At 49.6% G+C, this 19017-nt stretch carries 24 protein-coding genes and 1 pseudogene; 5 read left to right on the forward strand and 20 right to left on the reverse strand.

Annotated features, from left to right (window positions below; genetic code table 11):
- Positions 1–37 precede the first annotated feature (37 nt).
- The 8 genes from CRG97_RS27515 to CRG97_RS27545 all read right to left on the reverse strand — a co-directional run bounded on the left by CRG97_RS27515 (position 38) and on the right by CRG97_RS27545 (position 6482).
- Positions 38–1792, reverse strand: coding sequence for a hypothetical protein (locus tag CRG97_RS27515; protein ID WP_098748813.1), 1755 nt, complete (start codon positions 1790–1792; stop codon positions 38–40).
- Between the two features lie 17 nt (positions 1793–1809).
- Positions 1810–1944 (reverse strand): hypothetical protein, encoded by a 135-nt coding sequence (locus tag CRG97_RS34060; RefSeq protein WP_272914381.1) that lies wholly within the window; start codon positions 1942–1944, stop codon positions 1810–1812.
- Positions 1945–1967: 23 nt separating this feature from the next.
- Positions 1968–2402 (reverse strand): phage tail assembly chaperone, encoded by a 435-nt coding sequence (locus tag CRG97_RS27520; RefSeq protein ID WP_076324773.1) that lies wholly within the window; start codon positions 2400–2402, stop codon positions 1968–1970.
- Positions 2403–2539: 137 nt separating this feature from the next.
- Positions 2540–2947 (reverse strand): phage tail tube protein, encoded by a 408-nt coding sequence (locus CRG97_RS27525; protein ID WP_098748814.1) that lies wholly within the window; start codon positions 2945–2947, stop codon positions 2540–2542.
- A gap of 60 nt (positions 2948–3007) precedes the next feature.
- Positions 3008–4474: a phage tail sheath family protein gene (locus CRG97_RS27530; protein ID WP_098748815.1), complete on the reverse strand. Its 1467-nt coding sequence runs from the start codon at positions 4472–4474 to the stop codon at positions 3008–3010.
- A gap of 2 nt (positions 4475–4476) precedes the next feature.
- Positions 4477–4686: a YqzN/YkzM domain-containing protein gene (locus CRG97_RS27535; protein ID WP_098748816.1), complete on the reverse strand. Its 210-nt coding sequence runs from the start codon at positions 4684–4686 to the stop codon at positions 4477–4479.
- Between the two features lie 10 nt (positions 4687–4696).
- Positions 4697–5536: a hypothetical protein gene (locus CRG97_RS27540; RefSeq protein WP_098748817.1), complete on the reverse strand. Its 840-nt coding sequence runs from the start codon at positions 5534–5536 to the stop codon at positions 4697–4699.
- 469 nt (positions 5537–6005) lie between these two features.
- Positions 6006–6482, reverse strand: a complete 477-nt coding sequence (locus tag CRG97_RS27545; protein ID WP_098748818.1) for an ArpU family phage packaging/lysis transcriptional regulator — start codon at positions 6480–6482, stop codon at positions 6006–6008.
- A 299-nt stretch (positions 6483–6781) separates the two neighbouring features.
- Between CRG97_RS27545 and CRG97_RS27550 the strand changes: the two genes are divergently transcribed.
- The gene (locus tag CRG97_RS27550) at positions 6782–7201 is read left to right on the forward strand and encodes a transcriptional regulator (RefSeq protein ID WP_098748819.1); all 420 of its coding nucleotides are present in this window, start codon (positions 6782–6784) and stop codon (positions 7199–7201) included.
- A gap of 70 nt (positions 7202–7271) precedes the next feature.
- Positions 7272–7697 (forward strand): ImmA/IrrE family metallo-endopeptidase, encoded by a 426-nt coding sequence (locus tag CRG97_RS27555; RefSeq protein WP_098748820.1) that lies wholly within the window; start codon positions 7272–7274, stop codon positions 7695–7697.
- A gap of 194 nt (positions 7698–7891) precedes the next feature.
- Here CRG97_RS27555 and CRG97_RS27560 read toward each other — a convergent pair whose 3' ends face one another.
- From CRG97_RS27560 to CRG97_RS27605, 10 genes and pseudogenes are all read right to left on the reverse strand, one after another.
- A complete protein-coding gene (locus CRG97_RS27560; protein WP_237566598.1) occupies positions 7892–8641 on the reverse strand; it encodes a hypothetical protein in 750 nt (249 codons plus the stop codon).
- A 100-nt stretch (positions 8642–8741) separates the two neighbouring features.
- Entirely contained in the window at positions 8742–9521 is a 780-nt protein-coding gene (locus CRG97_RS27565) for an AraC family transcriptional regulator (RefSeq protein ID WP_098748821.1), read from the reverse strand.
- A 6-nt stretch (positions 9522–9527) separates the two neighbouring features.
- The gene (locus CRG97_RS27570; protein ID WP_098748822.1) at positions 9528–10124 is read right to left on the reverse strand and encodes a LysE family translocator; all 597 of its coding nucleotides are present in this window, start codon (positions 10122–10124) and stop codon (positions 9528–9530) included.
- Between the two features lie 343 nt (positions 10125–10467).
- Positions 10468–11217 (reverse strand): polysaccharide deacetylase family protein, encoded by a 750-nt coding sequence (locus CRG97_RS27575; RefSeq protein ID WP_098748823.1) that lies wholly within the window; start codon positions 11215–11217, stop codon positions 10468–10470.
- Entirely contained in the window at positions 11214–11804 is a 591-nt protein-coding gene (locus CRG97_RS27580) for a YkoP family protein (RefSeq protein WP_098748912.1), read from the reverse strand. The genes CRG97_RS27575 and CRG97_RS27580 overlap by 4 nt, the downstream gene beginning before the upstream one ends.
- Positions 11805–12590: 786 nt before the next feature.
- Positions 12591–13331: an ABC transporter permease gene (locus CRG97_RS27585; RefSeq protein ID WP_098748824.1), complete on the reverse strand. Its 741-nt coding sequence runs from the start codon at positions 13329–13331 to the stop codon at positions 12591–12593.
- Complete coding sequence (locus tag CRG97_RS27590) at positions 13324–14247, reverse strand: ABC transporter ATP-binding protein (protein WP_098748825.1); 924 nt, start codon at positions 14245–14247, stop codon at positions 13324–13326. The genes CRG97_RS27585 and CRG97_RS27590 overlap by 8 nt, the downstream gene beginning before the upstream one ends.
- Positions 14248–14522: 275 nt before the next feature.
- Positions 14523–14787 (reverse strand): annotated as a pseudogene (locus CRG97_RS33895) (alpha/beta hydrolase family protein); the annotation flags it as partial.
- A gap of 261 nt (positions 14788–15048) precedes the next feature.
- Positions 15049–15981 carry a sensor histidine kinase gene (locus CRG97_RS27600; protein ID WP_098748826.1) on the reverse strand — a complete coding sequence of 311 codons (933 nt, stop codon included), beginning with the start codon at positions 15979–15981 and terminating at the stop codon, positions 15049–15051.
- Positions 15981–16679: a response regulator transcription factor gene (locus CRG97_RS27605; RefSeq protein ID WP_098748827.1), complete on the reverse strand. Its 699-nt coding sequence runs from the start codon at positions 16677–16679 to the stop codon at positions 15981–15983. The genes CRG97_RS27600 and CRG97_RS27605 overlap by 1 nt, the downstream gene beginning before the upstream one ends.
- Positions 16680–17002: 323 nt before the next feature.
- Here CRG97_RS27605 and CRG97_RS27610 point away from each other — a divergent pair, with 323 nt between their 5' ends.
- From CRG97_RS27610 to CRG97_RS34315, 3 genes are all read left to right on the forward strand, one after another.
- Positions 17003–17248, forward strand: a complete 246-nt coding sequence (locus CRG97_RS27610) for a hypothetical protein (protein ID WP_237566601.1) — start codon at positions 17003–17005, stop codon at positions 17246–17248.
- A gap of 69 nt (positions 17249–17317) precedes the next feature.
- Positions 17318–17548, forward strand: a complete 231-nt coding sequence (locus tag CRG97_RS27615) for a transposase (protein ID WP_237566602.1) — start codon at positions 17318–17320, stop codon at positions 17546–17548.
- Between the two features lie 85 nt (positions 17549–17633).
- Entirely contained in the window at positions 17634–17711 is a 78-nt protein-coding gene (locus CRG97_RS34315; protein ID WP_430136528.1) for a putative holin-like toxin, read from the forward strand.
- Between the two features lie 228 nt (positions 17712–17939).
- On the opposite strand, the gene CRG97_RS27620 is transcribed toward CRG97_RS34315, so the two are convergent.
- Together CRG97_RS27620 and CRG97_RS27625 are read right to left on the reverse strand one after the other, a co-directional pair.
- Entirely contained in the window at positions 17940–18299 is a 360-nt protein-coding gene (locus CRG97_RS27620; RefSeq protein WP_098748830.1) for a DMT family transporter, read from the reverse strand.
- Positions 18300–18303: 4 nt separating this feature from the next.
- The gene (locus tag CRG97_RS27625; RefSeq protein ID WP_098748831.1) at positions 18304–18873 is read right to left on the reverse strand and encodes a TetR/AcrR family transcriptional regulator; all 570 of its coding nucleotides are present in this window, start codon (positions 18871–18873) and stop codon (positions 18304–18306) included.
- Positions 18874–19017 lie beyond the last annotated feature (144 nt).

A 19017-nucleotide genomic window follows, 5' to 3' on the forward strand; every position in this document is an offset into this window, starting at 1 on the left:
TTCGGACCGACTCCATGTCTGCTGTTAACCATCATCTTCAATAGGCCATTGGAGTCGGCTTCCGGTTCTGCGCCGCTTTACTGAATTCGGCTCTCAGCCGTTGTCCGATCTGAAGGATCAATCCTTCCACATCGATCGGGTGTTCCTCATGCACCGTAACCTGCACCGCGCCTGGAGGTAGATTGTAATTCACACTCGTCTCCGCTTTGAAGTCCGTCAGCAAGCCGGATATCGTGCTCATCTGCTCCGGACTGATCTGAACGAGCTGAGGCGACATCATTTTCCCGGAAACCGCTTGATTTTGAGCTGCACTCGCAGGTGGACCAAAAGATCCACTACTTGAAGAGTGACTAAGCGGCACGTATGAGCCGTATGTCGAAATCGATGATCGATCAGGTAACAGCGGTGTACTGACATTAGTGGGCGCAGCATTTGGAATTATCGGTCCTTGAACAGCGACTGCCGTTGAATTAGAAGGTGGTGCCTTCGGCGTTTCCTTCGGTTGAGCAGCTTCCTTGTCTTTTTTCCCGAAGGAAAACGCGTTGGAAAACCACTTGGATACCTGCTCCTTACCTTCTTTGAACTTCTCACCAATACCGGTAAAGGCGCCGCCCACTTTCTCACCAATATAGCTTCCTACGGTGCCGCCGAGCGTTGAGCCGATCATCGTACCTGCAACCGGGATAACGGATCCGATGATCCCTCCGATCGTGCTTCCTATACCTCCACCAACGGCAGAGCCTATGGCCTGATTACGTTCTTTTCCGGATTCGGCAGAGGCGATTGCGGTCGCATCGGCTATATATCCCAATGGGCCGAGTGCACGTTTACCAAGACCCTTCATCAAGCCGGAGCCTAGACCCTTTTTGCCTGCATTTTTTATTGCACTTGCTCCAGGGCTGCCGTCAGCTGCCTGTTTTATTGAATCTGACCCTGCAGCGGTCTTGGCAGCGCTTGCCGCACCTCCGGAAACGATGCCGCTGCCTCCGCCGCCTCCAAACATTCCTTTCGTCATACCCACGGCATCCTTGAGTAATGTCACAGCTCCCTTTCCTGTGTTGCCTGCAGTTTCTATGAAATCTCCCAGTGTTTCAGCTTTGTTAAAACGCTTACCCCATTTGGTTAGTGGCTTATCCCCTTGGCTATTCGGGGTCGGGGCAGCCTGGCTTTGATTGGAATTGGATCCACGGCCGCCCCCCCTTCTAACCCCATTGGGCCTAGGTGCCGTCCTAGGGGCTGGTGTAGGAGCTGGTGTATCTTTACTCCATGCTTCGCGCATCTTTTTTCCTTTACCATATAGTTGGCCACCATTTTTCATAGTGGAACCCACGGTGATAACACCGCCTAAAATGCCTAGAGCCGTATCCCATCCAGACTTTTTACCGCTACCCCCGCCTCCAAGCTGAAGCGATCCAAGCTCCGCCGTAAGATTATCCACCGCAATCGTATTCGCGCTCAGCGCATCAATCAACGGAGAAAAATCAAACCCTGATGCCTTCAAATCCACTAGAACACTCGTATCAACCTGCTTCTGCACGTTCAGCTTTACATTTGCCGAGGCTTGGATGACTTGTGACTTCACCCGCTGCATTTTGGCCAGCAGGCTGTCCAGCCCCTTCGAGGCGCTGTCCTTCAGCACGATTTCAGGCGCCATGCGGGTACGCCCGATTCGCATGACGCGTCCCTGAATCCGCTCAAAATAACGCTCCATCGCCCGCAGCTCGCGGTTGGCCTTGATCACGTTTTTCGGATCAATGACCAGATTCATGCGGTAGTTCATGGCTTCAGCCATTTCGTTTCACCCCCTATTCACTTCAAACTCTGACCGGCCATGCCCTCGATCTCCGACTGGGAGAAAGCGAGCAGCAGCAGGCGCTCGCCTCGCGGGAGCCGCCAAAAATCTCCGGGACGAAGGTGATGCCGGACCCACAGATGATACAGCATCGTCGTCATTCCCCCGGAGCCAATCAGTTTTTTAGGTCAGCAATCTCGACCCCAAAGCCGGACAGCTCCAGCACTTTATCGCCTACGGCATCCAGCTCTCCGGCCAGCAGCATGCGGCGAACCGCCTGCTCTCCGCCCGACAGCTTCAAGCGGCTTGTAATCCGCGGATCGCCCCAGCCGCTAAGCGTCAAACCCTTCACCGACAGACTGCTCGTGGCCTCGGAAATCAGCAATGCATTAAACGTTTCCGTATCCACCTTCTCATCCACTGCACCCTTTACCGTACGGCGAACGGTACAGCGCTCGCGGATGCTGTCCACCTTGCTCGAAGTCAAACCCTGGAGCACCATTTTCATATCTAAGCGCTTAATGCGAACCGTTTCTTCCGGCAGCTTCTCGGCTGCCTCAAACAGACTGTCCAAAATTTGCTCTTCGCTCATGTTCTCGTGCAAGCTCATGCGTATATCTCCTTTGCTCATTAAATAATAGATTCCATTTCCTATTGCAGCGGGCGATGCTCGCCCGTATGAGGTACACCATCCCGGGCGAACCCCCGCTATTTGACGTACTCAAGCAGCGCTTAAGCAGAAACCTCTTAATCCCCCTGAATCGGATCCAATAGCTCGTACCCCTCAAAGGTAAATGAAGTTTCCTCCTGTACTTCTTCACCCGCTGTCCAGTTAGCTAGCTGGATTTTGTCCGGCATGCAGCGGATCAGACGAACGCGCTCATGGCCGTAGGATTCGGGATCATCCAGCTTGGAGATGATATCGAATTTAGTGAAGCCGCGGGCGATCATATCGGAAGTGACCTTGTAACCGCTCATCGTACCGGTTCCTTTTTTGCTGCCGTTTTTGTGCACCGTCCAGTCGTTGCCGACCAGCTTCAGCTCGCGCTTCTCCAATTCCACGCTGGCTTCCAGCTTGTTGATGTGCGTCTGCCAAACCCCGTCAATATACGCCTGGCCGTATGTCCCCATAATGACTCTTGAAGCATCCAACATATTTAGTTCCTCCTCGATTTCTTTAAGTTTTTATAAGAAAAATGTTGATCGGCGTTCTAATTATTGCACGTAAAATGTACCGAACAGCTGCTCCATCACATCGGTTAACTTCACATTCCACTGCAAGAAGACCTGATCCGGCTCCGGCGTGTTCACGGCGGAATCGCCATAGTATGCCGGATCGAGAATGACGTCGTAGCCGTCCGGCTCGATGACATTGCTCAGTGACAACGAAGCGAGGTATTCCTTCACGGCGCCGATTAACGCTAATCGACCTTCCTCCGTGTTGTTCACCTTGCCGATGTAGGTCTGTTCCGCGGCCAACTGCAAGTCCCCATGGATCGCATCCATCACGCGGATGGAACGGATTTTTTTCCAGGCATTGTTTTGGCCTTCAGCCGGATTCACCAACGTGTTGATGCCGCGCAGCGCCTTCACCTGACGTCCGTCATAGAAGAGTACGAACACGCCATTTCGTACGGCCTGCTCCTGCTCGGATCGGGTCCAGCGACGGGTCACATCTTCGAATGGCGTTACCGCATATGTAGCGGATTGGTTCAAGCGTTGACCCGCAATAAGCCCGGTCACATAAGCAGCCGTCTGGGCAGAACTGTAGTTCACGCCGGACAGACGCACGCCCGTCCCCACATTAATAATCCCTTCATGGTTCAACGCAAGCGAACGGGCCGCAGCCAGTTTCGCTGCATCCTTGGAGGTATCGTCCGCAGCGCTGCCGCCGAATACGGCCATCACGCCGCGTCCTTCTTGACGAAGACGCTTCACCCAGGCCGCAAAGCTCTGCAGCAGAGCCATATCTGCAGCATAATCCAGGGCAAGTACGTTGAATTCCTGGCCTTCGACCGCATCCTGCATCTCGATATAATCTGCATTCGTCAGGCCGCCGTTGCCGCTTTTGCCTCCGGACAGCACAGCTCCGTTCACATCAGCAGGAACGCCGGCCGCCTCCAGTGCGGTAGCCGTTACCCAGAGGTTCTCATCGTCTTCATTGATCTGTGCCGCAATCGACGCTGCTGTCCCGTCCAGGCTTGTATAAGTGCCAAGCAGCTTGGCACCTTCATAGAGGCGAAGCTCGCGTGCTGCCGGGTCGATCAGCGACGGCTGCACGGTTACGGAGAAGCCGTTGCCACGACTGCCGGGATATTTCGCCTGCAGCTTCAACACGTCGGAAGGCGTGGCTTCCGCATTTTGCAGCGTTACGCTAGCCGCTGCCGCCGTGTTATCTGCCAGGCGATAGGCCAGCAGCTTCTTCGGCCCGCCAAGCAAAGCCAGATAGAGCGTTTCGTAAGCCGTAGCCCCATCCTGGCTATCCGCGGAATACAGCTCGGAAATCGCGAACTCGCTGCCGATCTCCACGAACTCGCGCACGGGTCCCCAATTGGCTTTAACGGGCACGACGACCGTCCCCCGGGATCCACCCTGAATAGCCGACGCGGCTGCCGCCTTGAAATTCATATACAAACCCGGAAGTACCGGTTTATTTGTGCTTTCCCATGTTCCACCTGCCATGATTAGACCACCTTCGCTTTCATAAATTGTTGGATTCTTTCCTTGACTTCGGTTACCGTGAACAGCTCTCCGTCTGCTCCATACATGGCACCTGCCAGCACTTCCGCCCGAACCTGGAACAGTTCCTTGGCGTGTGTTTCGAGTTCATCTAGCGCATATCGCGGAGCGCTGATACTTCGAGATTCTGCCTTGAGTGTTTTTTTCACAGCCATTGTGACCACCTCACTTTAAAATTGGATGAACGTTAATGCGCCTGATCAAGGCGGCTTCCTCCGGTGAACGCATCTTCCGCTGCGCCAGGGTCAGCTTCAGCTGCCCGTCCAGAATGGGATCAGCCTGCATATCGGAGGTAATCTCCGCAACGGATAAATAGCGGCGATCCTGCGAATCCAACTTCAGCTGGATCTGGGTACCAAGCTCCTCCACCAGCCTTGCAGCTGTCAGCTGCTCGTCCGCGGAATCAAGAGCGGCAATATGTCCGGTAAAGGTTTTACGAACCTCGAACATCGAAGCGCCCGCCATCTTGGTCTCGCAGCCCGTCATCCGCCATAGTACGGCGTGATCTTCCCGTCCCGCGGGCCATGCCGTATGATAGATGCGCCAAGGAACGCCCAGCACATCTCCTGTCCAGGCTGTCAGCGTATGCAGCCACTCGTCGGGTTGTCCGGTGGAACCGGCCCCGGATGCCTGCGGCATATAGACGCCGAATCGCATGATCCGGATCATTTTGCCTGAAACAGAATCGAACTTGTCGGCTTCCGGCACACCCAAATAATGCAGCTTGAATGCTTTCCCATCGGCTCCGATAACCTGCTTGCGATGAAGTCCCGGGATTAGAAGTTCCACCCAGCGATCCAACTGAAGCAATTCGGAACGATCCGCATACAGCTTCAATCGAACCACCTGCCGGTACCCTGCCCATGAGGATTTCCAAACGTCCTCTCCCAGCGTAATGACGCCATAAAAAGGCTCGCTCACCCCATCCGGCGGATGTACGTCATATATTTGGCCTTCAAGCTCCGGAACGATATCTAGAACGGCCTGCTTGACCGCCCCTCTCATTCCGCAGATAGCCGGGTGGCTTCCGGTCGGTTATGGGATAGCCAGCTTCTTGCGACGATCACATGCTTGCGCAATACGGCCCCCTCCTTTCTATTCATATAGAGCATCGAAAATGAAGCAATCGAAGCCTAAAGCCGCAGCAAAAAAACCGGTCCTTCTCAAGGCCGGCTCACATCTACACTGTGTGTGTTCGGTATGCTCTGTTTAACTTCATTTCCGATAATACAATCTTACACCCCTAAATCGGATGCGCTGACGTCTTATAGGACGGATAATGCGGAACTTTAAGTGGAATGTCGGCGGAAAATAGTACGAACCTATGTTCGCATTTTTTGATTACATACCAGTTCTCTTAGGTCTCTTCCTCAACAACGCTGCCTCAACTTGAAACAAAAAAACCGGAGGGCCTCCATTCTGAGGTCCTCCGGTTTTGGCTCGATTTGATGATCCACGCTCGCTCGGCACTTATTCAGCTCATTTTGCTCTTTGCGACTTTCTCCAATTCCTGCAGCTTCAGCAGCCCCCTGTCTGCTAAAGCCAGTGCCAGTTTATAGAAGGCCCGGGTGCGGATCTTGGTATACGTATCCTTGCTGACAGGCGGTTCAAGGATATGGTTGTACACCTTGTAATCAAATACGTCGTCCTGTTTCATATACCGTTCCCGAATGAGGGTTTGTTCCCGGTCGCCAAGCCGCTCCACGATCGACTCGATCGTCTCGCAATACTGCTTCCTGGCCGCAGGCATATCTACATTATATATGGCAACCGAGGCCGTTTGGTCCGTGGTGACGTTGGTCGGTCCGTGAAATCGTTCCGTGTAGGATGCAGTGACGCTCGTCTCCCTGACTTCAAATGTAATGGTTTTATAGATACGATATTTCTCGAATATCGCTTCAACAGCATTTTGGGTCTTTCTGCGATCCAATTCCGGTAAAAATGGGTTCATTCGAAAAACACTCCCCTTTTGATTGTCGTTGTCGAGGTTTGCTTTGCCATTTGGCAGAAGTTTGTCTCATCTCAAGTGTTCGTATGTTGTTCGTATTTTTTCATTAATATACCACTATTTGGAGACCGGCGTAAACCTTCAAATGGGCGAACTATTCAGGAGAATATGGATCATACCTTTCATATCCTTGCCTTTTGGCAATAATTCTCTCTTTTGTTTTACCTGTTGGCAAAGGAGAGTCATGTGTTTATACTATAAGTAGATGTTTCAGATGGACTATGGTGAGGAGTGGCCGGAACGTGGAACGCATATTTGGATCATACTTGAAAGAGATGCGGGAGAACAAAGGCTGGAGCATCAATCAGCTGGCCCAAGCCGCCGATATCAGCGGATCACAAATCTCCCGGATCGAGAATGGGCTGCGGGGCATCCCCAAGCCGCAAACGCTTCGCAAAATGGCAGAGGCACTTGAAGTTCCCTATGAAGAGCTGATGAATAAAGCAGGTTATTTGCAGCAGGATGCTGCCAAGCACGAAGACATCTCGGCTCCCGCTTGGGCAACCTCCAGGGATAAAAGGGATTTCAAGAAAATGCTTGAGGATGACGGTGAGCTCATGTTTGACGGCGTCCCTCTGAACGAGGAGGACAAGCAGCGCATCAAGGACGTCCTGACCGGACTGTTCTGGGAAGCCAAGCAGATGAACAAGCGCAAGAAATAAATCTACATAATAAGGAGATACACACCGATTACAACGATTCAACCAAAACCAATATTGCAGGTGAACCGGCATGGATGATCATTTACAACCCTTAATCCGTCAGCTGATCAAAAAACATCATACCAACTGCCCTTTTGAAATCGCGGCTTCCTTGGGCATACATATTCGATTTGCAGATTTAGGCCAAACGACCAAAGGGCTGTATTTCCGTAAGCTAAGGCGGAGATTCATCGTCATCCACAATCAGCTGCCGCCGCCATGGCAGCGTTTCGTATGCGCGCATGAACTCGGGCATGACCGTCTCCATAAGGGAATCAGCCGCTTTTTTCTGGAGGAGCATTCCTATTTCAGTCCGGGCAAACTGGAGCGGCAAGCGAACCGCTTTGCCATTGCCCTACTGACGGCGGGTCTGGCTCCCGGACCGGGTGAGTCCTTGCACGAGTTCTATCTACGAGCTGGCATTCCACAAGAAATGCTATATTTTTTTAGACTTTAAACGAACATATGTTCCTGAATTATAGTGAGGGATTCCATATAGCTAGCCCCTTCCTGCGAGCAAAAAAACAACCCGCTCTTGACATGACGTCAAAAGCGGGTTTCTATGCCAGCCCCTTTTAGAGAAGAGTTCATACAAGAGGTTAGCAGCAGGGACAGACGGATGTTCTATTGTTAGGTCCCCCTTCCCTCCGTTCAAAGCGGTTCAAAGATGGCTACCTGTCGTTTGCCCACCTTCACATGCTGAATCCTTTGAAACCGGTCATGCTTTAATTTTTGCCCTTTATCGGATATGACGGCAACCACGGAACGGGCAGGGTCCAAGATGGAATGAATGCCGTTAAAGAAATCCTCCACCGGCTCCTCGCTTCCACCGCCCCAGCTAACCAGGTCACCATAAGGGAGATCGGTCATGACGATATGGATTCCCTTGCAGGATGCCAGGTTCTCCTTCGGTTGAGTTATGTCGGCTTGAAAACAAACCGTCTCTTCCAAGCACGACGACCTTAGCAGCTCCCTCAATCGGCTAGCACTTTGCAGCGCATCCTGGTGGGACGGCTTATGATACAACGCCAACAGTTCTTTCAGCTGTTCGGTGCGTTGTTCCAGCCCCTCTTCACGGAGCAGCGACAGGTTCTTCTCGGCTATTCCGAGCACCTCTGCGTTAATATCAGAGCCGACCACGCGATGAATGCGCTGCCCGTGCAGCAGGCCAACCGCCGTTAACAGATACGCCCCGCCGCAGCAGGGATCGAACAAGGTATACGGCCCCCGTACCCCTTTTTTCTCCAATAGATGAAAGCACCTCTGAGCAATCTCGCTGGCTAGTCTGACAGGAAACGAAGTCGTTCCCTGCGCATTATACAGAACCCGGCCGCTGGCGAAATCCTCGTAGCTGCGCTGGGCTGATTCATAGATATATTCCATTCGAATGATTCCTTCCATCCGGCTAACGCCTGAGTAATATCAAATAATCCAAATACAGATTAACATCCCTAGGCCAGATATCAAAATCCGCATGGTATATCTATCCTGCACCCCGCTTTTATTTATCCAGATGCGACATGTAATCAAATGCCGTCGTGCCGTACACATTCTTGAAATGTCGATTCAAATGGGCAAGATCCGTGAAGCCGCACTGGGTAACGGCCTGATATACATCCCGGCTGTCCTCGATCAGCTGCTTGGCGTGCTCCACTTTGCAATTCAGATAATACTGATACGGAGACAGACCCGTATTCGCTTTAAAGGTACGGATGAACTGATATTTCGACATCCCGAACTCCCCGCTTAATTCGTCCAAACGGAGAACATGCTCCAGATGATCCTGCATCATATCTTTCGCCTTCCGCGTAAACATACTGTCCTTCCGGCTATCAGGATTCAGGATATCCTCATTAAAATGCCCCGCCAAACCCAGAAGCAGCTCGCTGCTTCTAGCCTCCGGCTCACCGGTGAAGATCGACCTCGTCACATCCAGGATGCTCTTCCGCAGCCCGGCGTGATAGACAATCGGGGATTGGAACCGGACGATATCCTTTTTCTGAATCAATTCCAGAAATAGCTCTGGATGAATGTAAATCATCACATAATCGATGCCCGTTCGTTCCTGGGACCAGCCATCATGTTTCTGCTCCGGATGGAACAGCATAACCCCGCTTTGGTAAGAAGCCTGCTGACTTCCGTCCAGCGAGTACTTCTGAATGCCGCGCAGCGTGACGCCGAGGGCATACTCCTCGTGATAATGTTTTTTATATTTGAAATCCGTCAGGCTCGCGGACAGTGCCGTGATGCCCACCGCTTTTTTATAAATAAACTGCTCCATCTTCCATCACCCCTTTATGAGCTCCGGTATGCCGGATACGACAATTGCCGAGTACAGCAGAAACAAAGCCAGGATCGTGTTGGTCGTTCTCCGATATTTTTGCATAATTCCTTGAAAAAGGCTACCGCACACGGCCCAGGTCATATACGCAGACAGCCCGATTAACGATACCGCGACAACAAACGCCGAGATAACAGGGCCTGCCGTATAATACGGCATGACGTAGCTGGGAATGACTGTCAGCGTGAACAATACCACCTTCGGATTGAGAAACTGCATCAGAAAGCCGGACGTGAAGGACGCCGTTTGATTAGTGCCTGACCGGGATACGTCCATGGTATATACCTGATACGTGAGATACAGCATGAACAGACAACCTACGATCCGCAAGATTGGCAGTATGATCGGCATGCCGGTAGACAGCAGCTGGCCTAATACGACCGAAGCGGCGATTAATAAGAAAAAAGCGATGGAGGCTCCGGCAATGTAGCGCAGGGTCTTCTTCATGCCGGAGTTTTGAACCGAAGACAAAATGACGATATTGGATGGCCCCGGCGAGAAAGCCACGATAAAACAGTAAATAAAAAACGAAGATAGGTTCATGATGATAGCTCCTAACAAAGGAATTTCCTTTGTCATTATAGAGTCGGAAGCAAAGCGGGGCATAGTACATTATTGCAGCGGAACAAGAGCCGCTCGACGGATTGTGATTGTTCGTTTTTCATTCATATATCTCCCTGATCTAATTTATAGTTCATTCTATATAATTTATTTGTTCTAATTTTATAGATCGATTTAAACCATAATAATCCACACTTTTCCATTTGTAACCATGCAAAATAAAAAAGCACAACCTCAAAATCCATAAGGCTGTACCTTTATGTTCGAACACGGCTTTATTAAAAGTATCTGGGGCCATGATCATTCTTTGTTAATATTACACGCATCAGCCAACCCGGAAGCCTTTTGAAAGGTCGCTGCGCGAATCATGCGGCTTATGCAGCAGTTCGTCGGCGCGGACGCATTCATACCCTTGGATATGGACCGTGTCAATCACTTCCTCAAGGCTTGCGATCATTCTGCTTGGGGCATCAGGCTCCGCCCCCCAAGTATCTCCGCTGTCATGCAGCAAAATAATCGAGCCAGGCTCAAGCTGATCCAAGATCCGTCCTTTGAGCGGTTTGTTCTTACTCCCCTTGCCCCAATCCCACCCCATGATCGACCACAGCACGATCCGGTATTTTCGCAAAGCAAATAAATCGCCTAAATTCAAAATCCCCCACGGAGGACGGTAAAATGCCGGGCGCTCGCCCGTGATTCGTTCGATGATATCGGCAGACCGGTGCACATGCTTGTCCCGGATATGGCGCGGACTCATTAGCCAATTGGGAAGATGGGAATAGTTGTGAATCCCGATTTGATGCCCTTCCATGTGGATGCGTTTCATAAGCTCCGGGTATCGCTCCGCTTTGCTGCCCAGTACAAAAAAGGTCGCCTTGATCCTTTTTTTCTTGAGAAGATCCAGCAGTTTAGGAGTATGCAGCGGGTCTGGGCCATCATCAAAGGTAAAAGCGATCTGCCGGCCACGCCGGCCGCGCAGGGTTACCCCAAATCCCCAGATCCGTGTGATAACATATGGAATGATCATATAGATAAAGACAAACATCAGCAGCAGATTCAGCATCACCATACTCATGCCGTTTCCTTAGAATAACGCAAAAGCAATGATTTTCTGGTCAGCATCAGCATTTTGGGCACAAGCTTGGGAGCATTTTTCTTCGTGCGTTCCCGACCCACCGGATGCAGCACCCTGAGTAAAAGCCGCAAATAATAAGTAGAGAACACGCGAAACCCCTTGGATTCCAGCGGATGCAGCTCAAAACCGAGCCCGTGAATAATACCGCGGTGCAGCAGCGTTATTCCAGTCAAAGCTTTGACCTGCGCAAGCTCCGGTTCCGTCTCCATCGCCTCGCTAATTTGCTTAATCGATCTCCGCAGCATTCTTGCGGTCAAAAGCGCGGCCCGGTCAGCCCCCAGCTCTCTGGAAAGCTCCAATACCTGCCGGTTGTCCAAATGGAGTTCACCGACCCAATCCCCCGAATAAATCCACTCTCCGTCCTGGCACTTCAGGTTTTTTCCATGATGCCGGCGGATGACCAGCTTGCAAATCCCGTATCTTTTTATTCCGGCGCTGCGCAGTTTCGTGATTTGATCAAAAACCGCTTCCCAAGCCATCCATACCGACTGAGCGCTTGCCTTCGTAATGGTAGCTAACATGTTCATTATGGTCACATCTTTCCTTTCCATTTTTGAATCGGTCTTCTGCAGTTATACCTCGCCTTTATTCCCTGCAGGAAAGGCATTTGTTTAGTTAGATGGCGGAAAACCAAAAACCCATGCCATTATTTTAAAAAATGATTCTATCTTTTCCCTTTCTTGTTTCTTAATGTTTTCTTAAGTCTTAATACTGGGGGATATGCACACTTTGTACGGCGGAATAGATGGTACCGATAACCGGGCTGGGATTAGCAAAAACAAGAGACATCGAGTGATCGAAAAGAGTAATGTTATGCCTATCAGCGCGTGTTTGACCTTTACCTAATGATAGTCCAGCGGTCCGTTTTACGCGGTGGCAGTACCAGCGGGCTTTGCGTGGTGGCGCTTTTGCCGTGGTGGCATTACCAGTGCTCCGATTTAGTGATTGCCCCTCCTACCTCTCTACAAAAAAAGAGGTTATTGGAATATTGATGCAAAAGTGCACTTTTCCCCGGCCTAAATCGCGCTCTTTTAGGAAAAACCTGCGAAAGTGCAAGCTTTTTCGACCCTATGAGCTCCAAACAACAAATAAACGAGGAAAGGATGCACAATTGCAATAAAAAAGCCAAAACCAAAATCGCCCTCTATGAAGCCGGTATTTCATTCACTCATGACCGCATGTACCGTTTGCAAAATGCCGGAGCTAAGCCGGGCCGAATTCCCCGGAGATGAACACCAAATTCATGTAGGTATCTCCGTAAAAAAGCACCCTTCTTTCAGGCGAAGCTGCCGTTAAGAAGAGTGCTTTTTTAGTTAAGCTACGTCCACCTTATCTACGTTGCGGAACGAGAGATAAGCAATCAGAAGACCGATAACTCCCAAGATCAACGGTATCGTTATATTTCTGCTAAGCGAAAGGCCCTGGCTGTTGTTGCTGACTAAGACCACGATAATGATCGAGGACACGATCGTTGTCGGTACGGATTTTTTTCGCATCCCGAAGAATAAAGGAATGAGGCCGAGACACGCTGCTGACAGTGTTTGGATCAACAATTGGATCCCCGTATGCAGTAGTACGCCGGCCTCTAATTTTCCCGGAATAAACTGAAAATGGCTGTTCAGAGCCAGAATGGATATACAGGTAATAAAAGTCGAGATGAGCATCGCTCCAAACGTAAGAGCCAGAGCCAGCAGCATTTTCGCCATGATCAGTTTTTTACGCTCGATCGGGTACGTAAACAATAAGCTGATCGTTTTATTTTTGTATTCCTCAATAATAAATCTGCTTAGCAAGACTGAAGCAAACACGATAAATACCGCACGGCAAAGTAGCCCCGCTATCGATAACGCATCGGCGAAACTCGTGAATGCAGGACCTCCGCCCCTCTCCGTGTAGGCTATATCGGCGAAACTCCCGAATGCAGGATCTCCGCCCCCCTCCGTGTAGGCTATAAGAAACATGAAACCGGCGCATAGGATCGTTGCAATAACCGCCCCTCTATAAAACCAGGCTAACTTCTGCTTTTTCATCTCCATACGGATCAGCTTAAGCATACTGCTCACCTCCGCTAATCTGATGCATAAAATACTCCTCGAGCGAAGTATGCTTATGGTTTATCGATTCAATCGCCACATCATTCAGTACCAGCGCCTTGGTCAATTCCTGCTGCGTAAATTTGGACTCGTAAATGCGTATGGCTGAATCACCGACGATTTTGAAATTGCTGACTTTCAGCTGATTTTCCAGTACAAATACAGCTTGTTTGCATTGTGGGGTCACAATTTCGATATAATCTGTGTTTTCGCAGCGCATCTCATCCATAGACACTTCGCGGATAAATTTGCCGCCCTGAAGAATGCCGATCGTATCTGCAACTTGTTCGATCTCACCCAGCAAATGGCTGGATACCAGCAGCGTCATCCGGTACTCCTTGCTCAACATGCTCAGCAAACTTCTAAAATCCTTAATCCCGACCGGATCAAGTCCATTGATTGGTTCATCCAGAATGAGCAGCTCGGGTTTGGTTATAATGGCGCGGGCCATGCCCAGGCGCTGCTTCATGCCAAGCGAAAATTCGGATACCGATTTGCCTTGGATGGAAGTTAGATTAACCATCTCAAGCGCTTCGTTAATTGCATGTTTGTTATAATAACCCATATATTCCGCATGCATCTCCAGATTTTCAATCGCCGTCATTTTATCGTAAAAAATCGGATACTCGATGATGCTGCCAATGCGTTTAAACATTTCAACCGATGAAGGCGTAAGCTTCTCTCCGAATATTTCAATCTCACCGCTGGTTGGTTTGACCAGATTCAGCATCATTTTCATTAGCGTTGTTTTACCGGCTCCGTTTGGACCGAGCAGTCCGTAAATCTGCCCCTGCTTGATATTCATACTGACGTCAGAGACAACATCTTTGCCTTTATAGGTTTTGCTGACATGGCGGGTACTGATGACATAACTCATTTATATTTACCCCTCTCACTTATCTCTTGATCATAGTATAACCGCCAACATTTTCATATTTGTTGCGCAATTCTTACGAATCTCTTAAGTGTAGAAAGCGACTCGATAATAAACAATCATATCACATGGAATAAACAAAGACCGGTTCACTCACAACCAGTCAGATTAATATGATCCAAATTGGTGCTGCTATTGAAAATAAACTCCACTTTAGTCTTCCTTTCTTCTGTATTAGATGTGTTACCTATTCCCTAGCAACTCTTACCTTATTTGCTCTACGGCTTCAGATTTTTATCCAAAAACTTGATCATTGTATTGAAGAAATCGAACAAGTTCTCTTCGTTGGTAAAGCCGTGTCCTTCATCACCCGCGGATCATTCGCCCCTTGAGCCACGAATCATGGCGTTACGATCTTATCGACGTGAACACTGGCGAAATTTGCTTCAGCATTTCTTTGTCCTTTTCGGCATCACCGACACGTTCGTTTAAGAGATTTCTCATGGTCTCCCAATACGGTGGGATCGTTCCCAAGAACGAGAATCAAACAAAAAACCCTCTGACGCCAGCCATTGTAGCGTGACATCAGAGGGTTATTTCACTATTTATTTACAGCTACGATTTACGTTTGGTTCGCAGCGTTAGCCGATGCTAGCTTTCCTTCGGAAAGCTTTTAGGCGAATGCAGCAAATGGCTCCAAAGTAGCTTTTTTCCCAAAAATCTTTCAGCTTCGTAAGAATCGATTCCGTCTCCTCCGCTACTTTCGCTTTTTGTCTAGCACTAATATGATGTTAAGAAGCCGCGCTACGATAGCTTCTTTAACGAGATCGTGAAAACGGTCCGTTCATACGGCTTGCTTGCGACGCGAATTTCCCCGCCCATCAGCTCGATCAGTCTTTTCGTAATCGTCAGACCCAAACCGCTGCCCTGGAATCTTTTATTCCTTGAATCCTCCAGCGTATACATCCGCTCGAAAATAAGCTCCTGATCCCGTTCATGAATACCTTTGCCTTTATCCCAAATGTCGATAAGCACCCGGCCCTGCTCATCCCGCAGCTTCATGCCGATCACCTTGCCCTGTGAACCATAACGGATCGCATTGCTCAGCACATTGTTTAATGCGCGGTTTAGTCCTTCTTCATTGCCCCATGCATAAAGCGGCGTTTCCGGAATATCGATGTCAGCCTGCAACCCTTCGGATTCGATCAGATCATAAAACATCAGCATGCTGTTTCTGGAAATTTCATTGATATGTATGCGGGTCAGGGGCATCTCCTTATCCCCCGATTCCAGCTTGGCCAGGTCAAAAAAACGGTTGATCAACTCTACGATCTCTACAGTCTTCGTATGCACCTTATCCAGTAGCCGCTCCCTTTCCTCCATTGGCAAGTCGGCCTTCTGGTTCAACGTTTCGATATAACCGAGCACCACGGTAAGCGGCGTCTTCAAATCATGCGATATGTTTGCCAACATCCGGCGCATCGCGATTTCTGTACGCATAAATCCTGTCTCGGACTGCCTGGTTTGCAAAAGCAAGTGATTGATGGCAATCAACAGTCTACGATATCCTGGATCCTCCGTAAAAAGCAGCAGTTGCTCCTGCGAGGACGAAGCCTCAATCGTACTCAGTTTATCGATGATGTAGCCGAGCTGCTTAGCTCTTTTTTTCCGACCCATCCACTGCATCACATTTAGCAACGCCAACATGATCACAACAATCAGCAGAACGGCAACCACTAAAATTCCCCCAAGCGGTAGCCGATGCCCCACAGCGTTTTGATGTACTGCGGATCGGAGGGCTGATCTTCAATTTTGTCGCGCAAACGGCTCATATGCACATTAATGACATTTTCATCACCGAAATAGTCGTCATTCCAGACGGATGTGAAAATGTGCTGCTTGGTGAATACCTTTTTCGGATTCGTCATAAACAGCTTTAAGATTTGCAGTTCTTTGGCCGTCAGCTTGATCTCCTGGCCGTTTTTGGTCACGGTCAAATGATCCAGATCCATCTCTAATTCATGGACCCGGATGATTTTATTTTGCTCAGTTGGGGGTGCTATTGCATAAGCCGTCACGCGGCGGATAGCGGCCTTCACTCTCGCCGTCAGCTCAATCATCGAAAAAGGTTTCGTAATATAGTCATCCGCGCCAAAACCAAGGCCGAGCGCCTTGTCCACTTCCCCATCCTTTGCGGATACGATCAGTACCGGCACATGGCTTTTCTCCCTGATTTTTTTAAGAAAATCCATACCGCTGATCTTGGGCAGCATCATATCCAGCAGTACGAGGTCATAATCTCGTTCGGCAAACCGCTCGAGCGCCTCCTCTCCGTCTTTGGCAAGCACCACCTGAAAACCTTCCATCGTCAAATAGCTCTCTACCATTTCGCCAATCGAGCTGTCATCCTCTACAAGAAGTATGTTCGAAGCCACGTCATTCACGCCTTTCTTTTTACGTCCATAACTCTAATATACTGGAAACAACGGCCCCGAGGTATATTCAGATTCATCTTCAAATAACCGATCAAACTAAAATAACCCCACAAACTGATCTGTTGCAGCCTTGCGTACCGCCGAGTGTCGCATGAAGCACGTGTACAAAAATACAAATCGAAGGATGCATGACCCGCATCTTTTAAATGTGAGGGATGCACAAAGGACGCTATTTTAGAACGTTGTTGCGGTCTGGACGTTCATCAAACGAACTGTGTCCGCTGCGGGATTGGCTTCAGTCTCACCAGGTTTCCCATGTTGCCATGGAAAGCACCGGGGTACTTTGGGTTCCCGTGTGGAACATTCTGGAGGGGAGTTTCCAGCTTGTTTTGGGTAACGCTCGTCTTATCAGAAATGTACCCGGGCGCAAAACGGATGTGAAAGACGCCGTGTGGATAGCCCAACTGTTGCACTGCGGGCTTATTGCGGGAAGCTTCGTTCCGAATGAAACCTTTTACGCAACTTCGCAATCTCACCAGATACCGTCGCAAGTTAAGTCGTTCAAGTGACCGCGGAGATGAGTCGGATTCAAAAAATACTCGAAATTGGCAACATCAAATTCGCTGCTTTTATCTCCGATGTCTTTGGGACTTCGGGTATGGCGGGCGGGGGGATGTCCAGGCAACCATGAGAGTGCTGGCAAAAAGAAAAGCTCTCGCATTCCTAAGGGCAAACGCATGCTCAAAGCGGTTTTATGCCAATGCGCATGGTCGGCCTCCATGACCAAAAGCTCTAGAATGCGGGCATTTTTTGACCGGATCGTCAAACGACAAGGGAAGACGGATTGTAATATGAAGTGCGACACCTAAAACAAAATGGCCTGACTCCAAATACAGATTAACATCCCCGTGCCTTGTATCAAAAACCGCATGCTGAATACGGCGAGTACCGAAAATGTACCAAACATTGACACTAATGATTTCATTCGCGACGCTGGTTGTGTTAATACTTTCGTTCCATAAAAAGAAATAGACCGCCCTTGGTCAGGATCACGGTCTATTTCTGATCGAATTATAGTAAGGCCGCTCTTATGGCGGTACGTTGTACTCGGGGATCGTGTTCGCGCACGGTCCCTCTTCCATTCTATACACAAATTTCCATTATAGAGTCGGAAGCGAAGCGGGACATAGTACATTATTGCAGTAGAAAAAGAGCCGCACGAGTACGGCTCTTCCGCAGATTCGATCCTTTCTATCGCCCTTAGTGACCAGACTGGTGCGTCTTTGGTTGTTCCTGCGCATGTGCGCTGCCGGATAGATTCAGTAGAACGACCCCCGCGATGATCAGCAGGATCGAGAATATTTTCAGACCATTAATCTGCTCCGCAAAGAACATATAACCGATAACGGTAATGATCATGATGCCAAGTCCCGACCAGATCGCATAAGCTATGGATATTTCAATCTGCTTCAAGCTCAGCGTCAGGAAGCTCAAGCTGCAAATATAGAACACCACCAGCAGCACGCTGGGCAGCGGTTTGCTGAACCCCTCCGACAGCTTCATGTTCAGCGTCCCCGCCACTTCAAACAGAATAGCCAAACTTAAATATAACCAATGCATAATCTCAAGACTCCTCCCGTTTCCCTGCGGCAATGCCGAACAATAAGATGTCCATGACGGACTGCAGCAGCTCCCCTAGCGGCAATTGATGCTTCACCGTCGCCCTCGAATCATAAATCTGATGGAGCGAGCCGAGATACAGATCGATGAACAGCGGCATATGAATTCGTTTGATACTTCCCTCGGCCATCCCCTGCTCCATCAGCTCAGTAACAATGCCCCATTCCTCTCTGAAAAAGGTGTCCAGCTTCTCCCATTGCGCATAATGCGAGCGCTTCAGATCCGGCAGCATTCCCAAATCCATCTTCTCCATCTCCTGGGGCAGACAGATTAGAATCTGGTGAATCTTCTCCAGAACGGTAAGCTCCTCATCCCCCGCAATTTCACGTTCGCGCTGCTGGATGTGCCGGATCATTCCGTCGATGATATGTTCGACAATCTCTTCTTTGGATGAAAAGTGCTCATAGATCGTCCGTTTACTAATCGCAAGTCCGCGGGCCAGATCACTAACCGTAAAAGTAAACCCCTGCCGCTGAATTAAGCGGATCGTTTCATTCAATATTCGCTCGCGCAAGTGAACAAACTCCCCTTCTGGTACTGTAAATACGATTCCGGTACCATTAGTATTATAACACCTCGATCCGCATGAAATCCAGACATGATTTCTATAAAATAGACATGTGAAGAAAAACGCGATTCGTGCATTTTATCAGTAGCC

The organism is Paenibacillus sp. EZ-K15 (genome assembly GCF_002573715.1).
In the GTDB taxonomy this organism is placed as follows: domain Bacteria; phylum Bacillota; class Bacilli; order Paenibacillales; family Paenibacillaceae; genus Paenibacillus_AQ.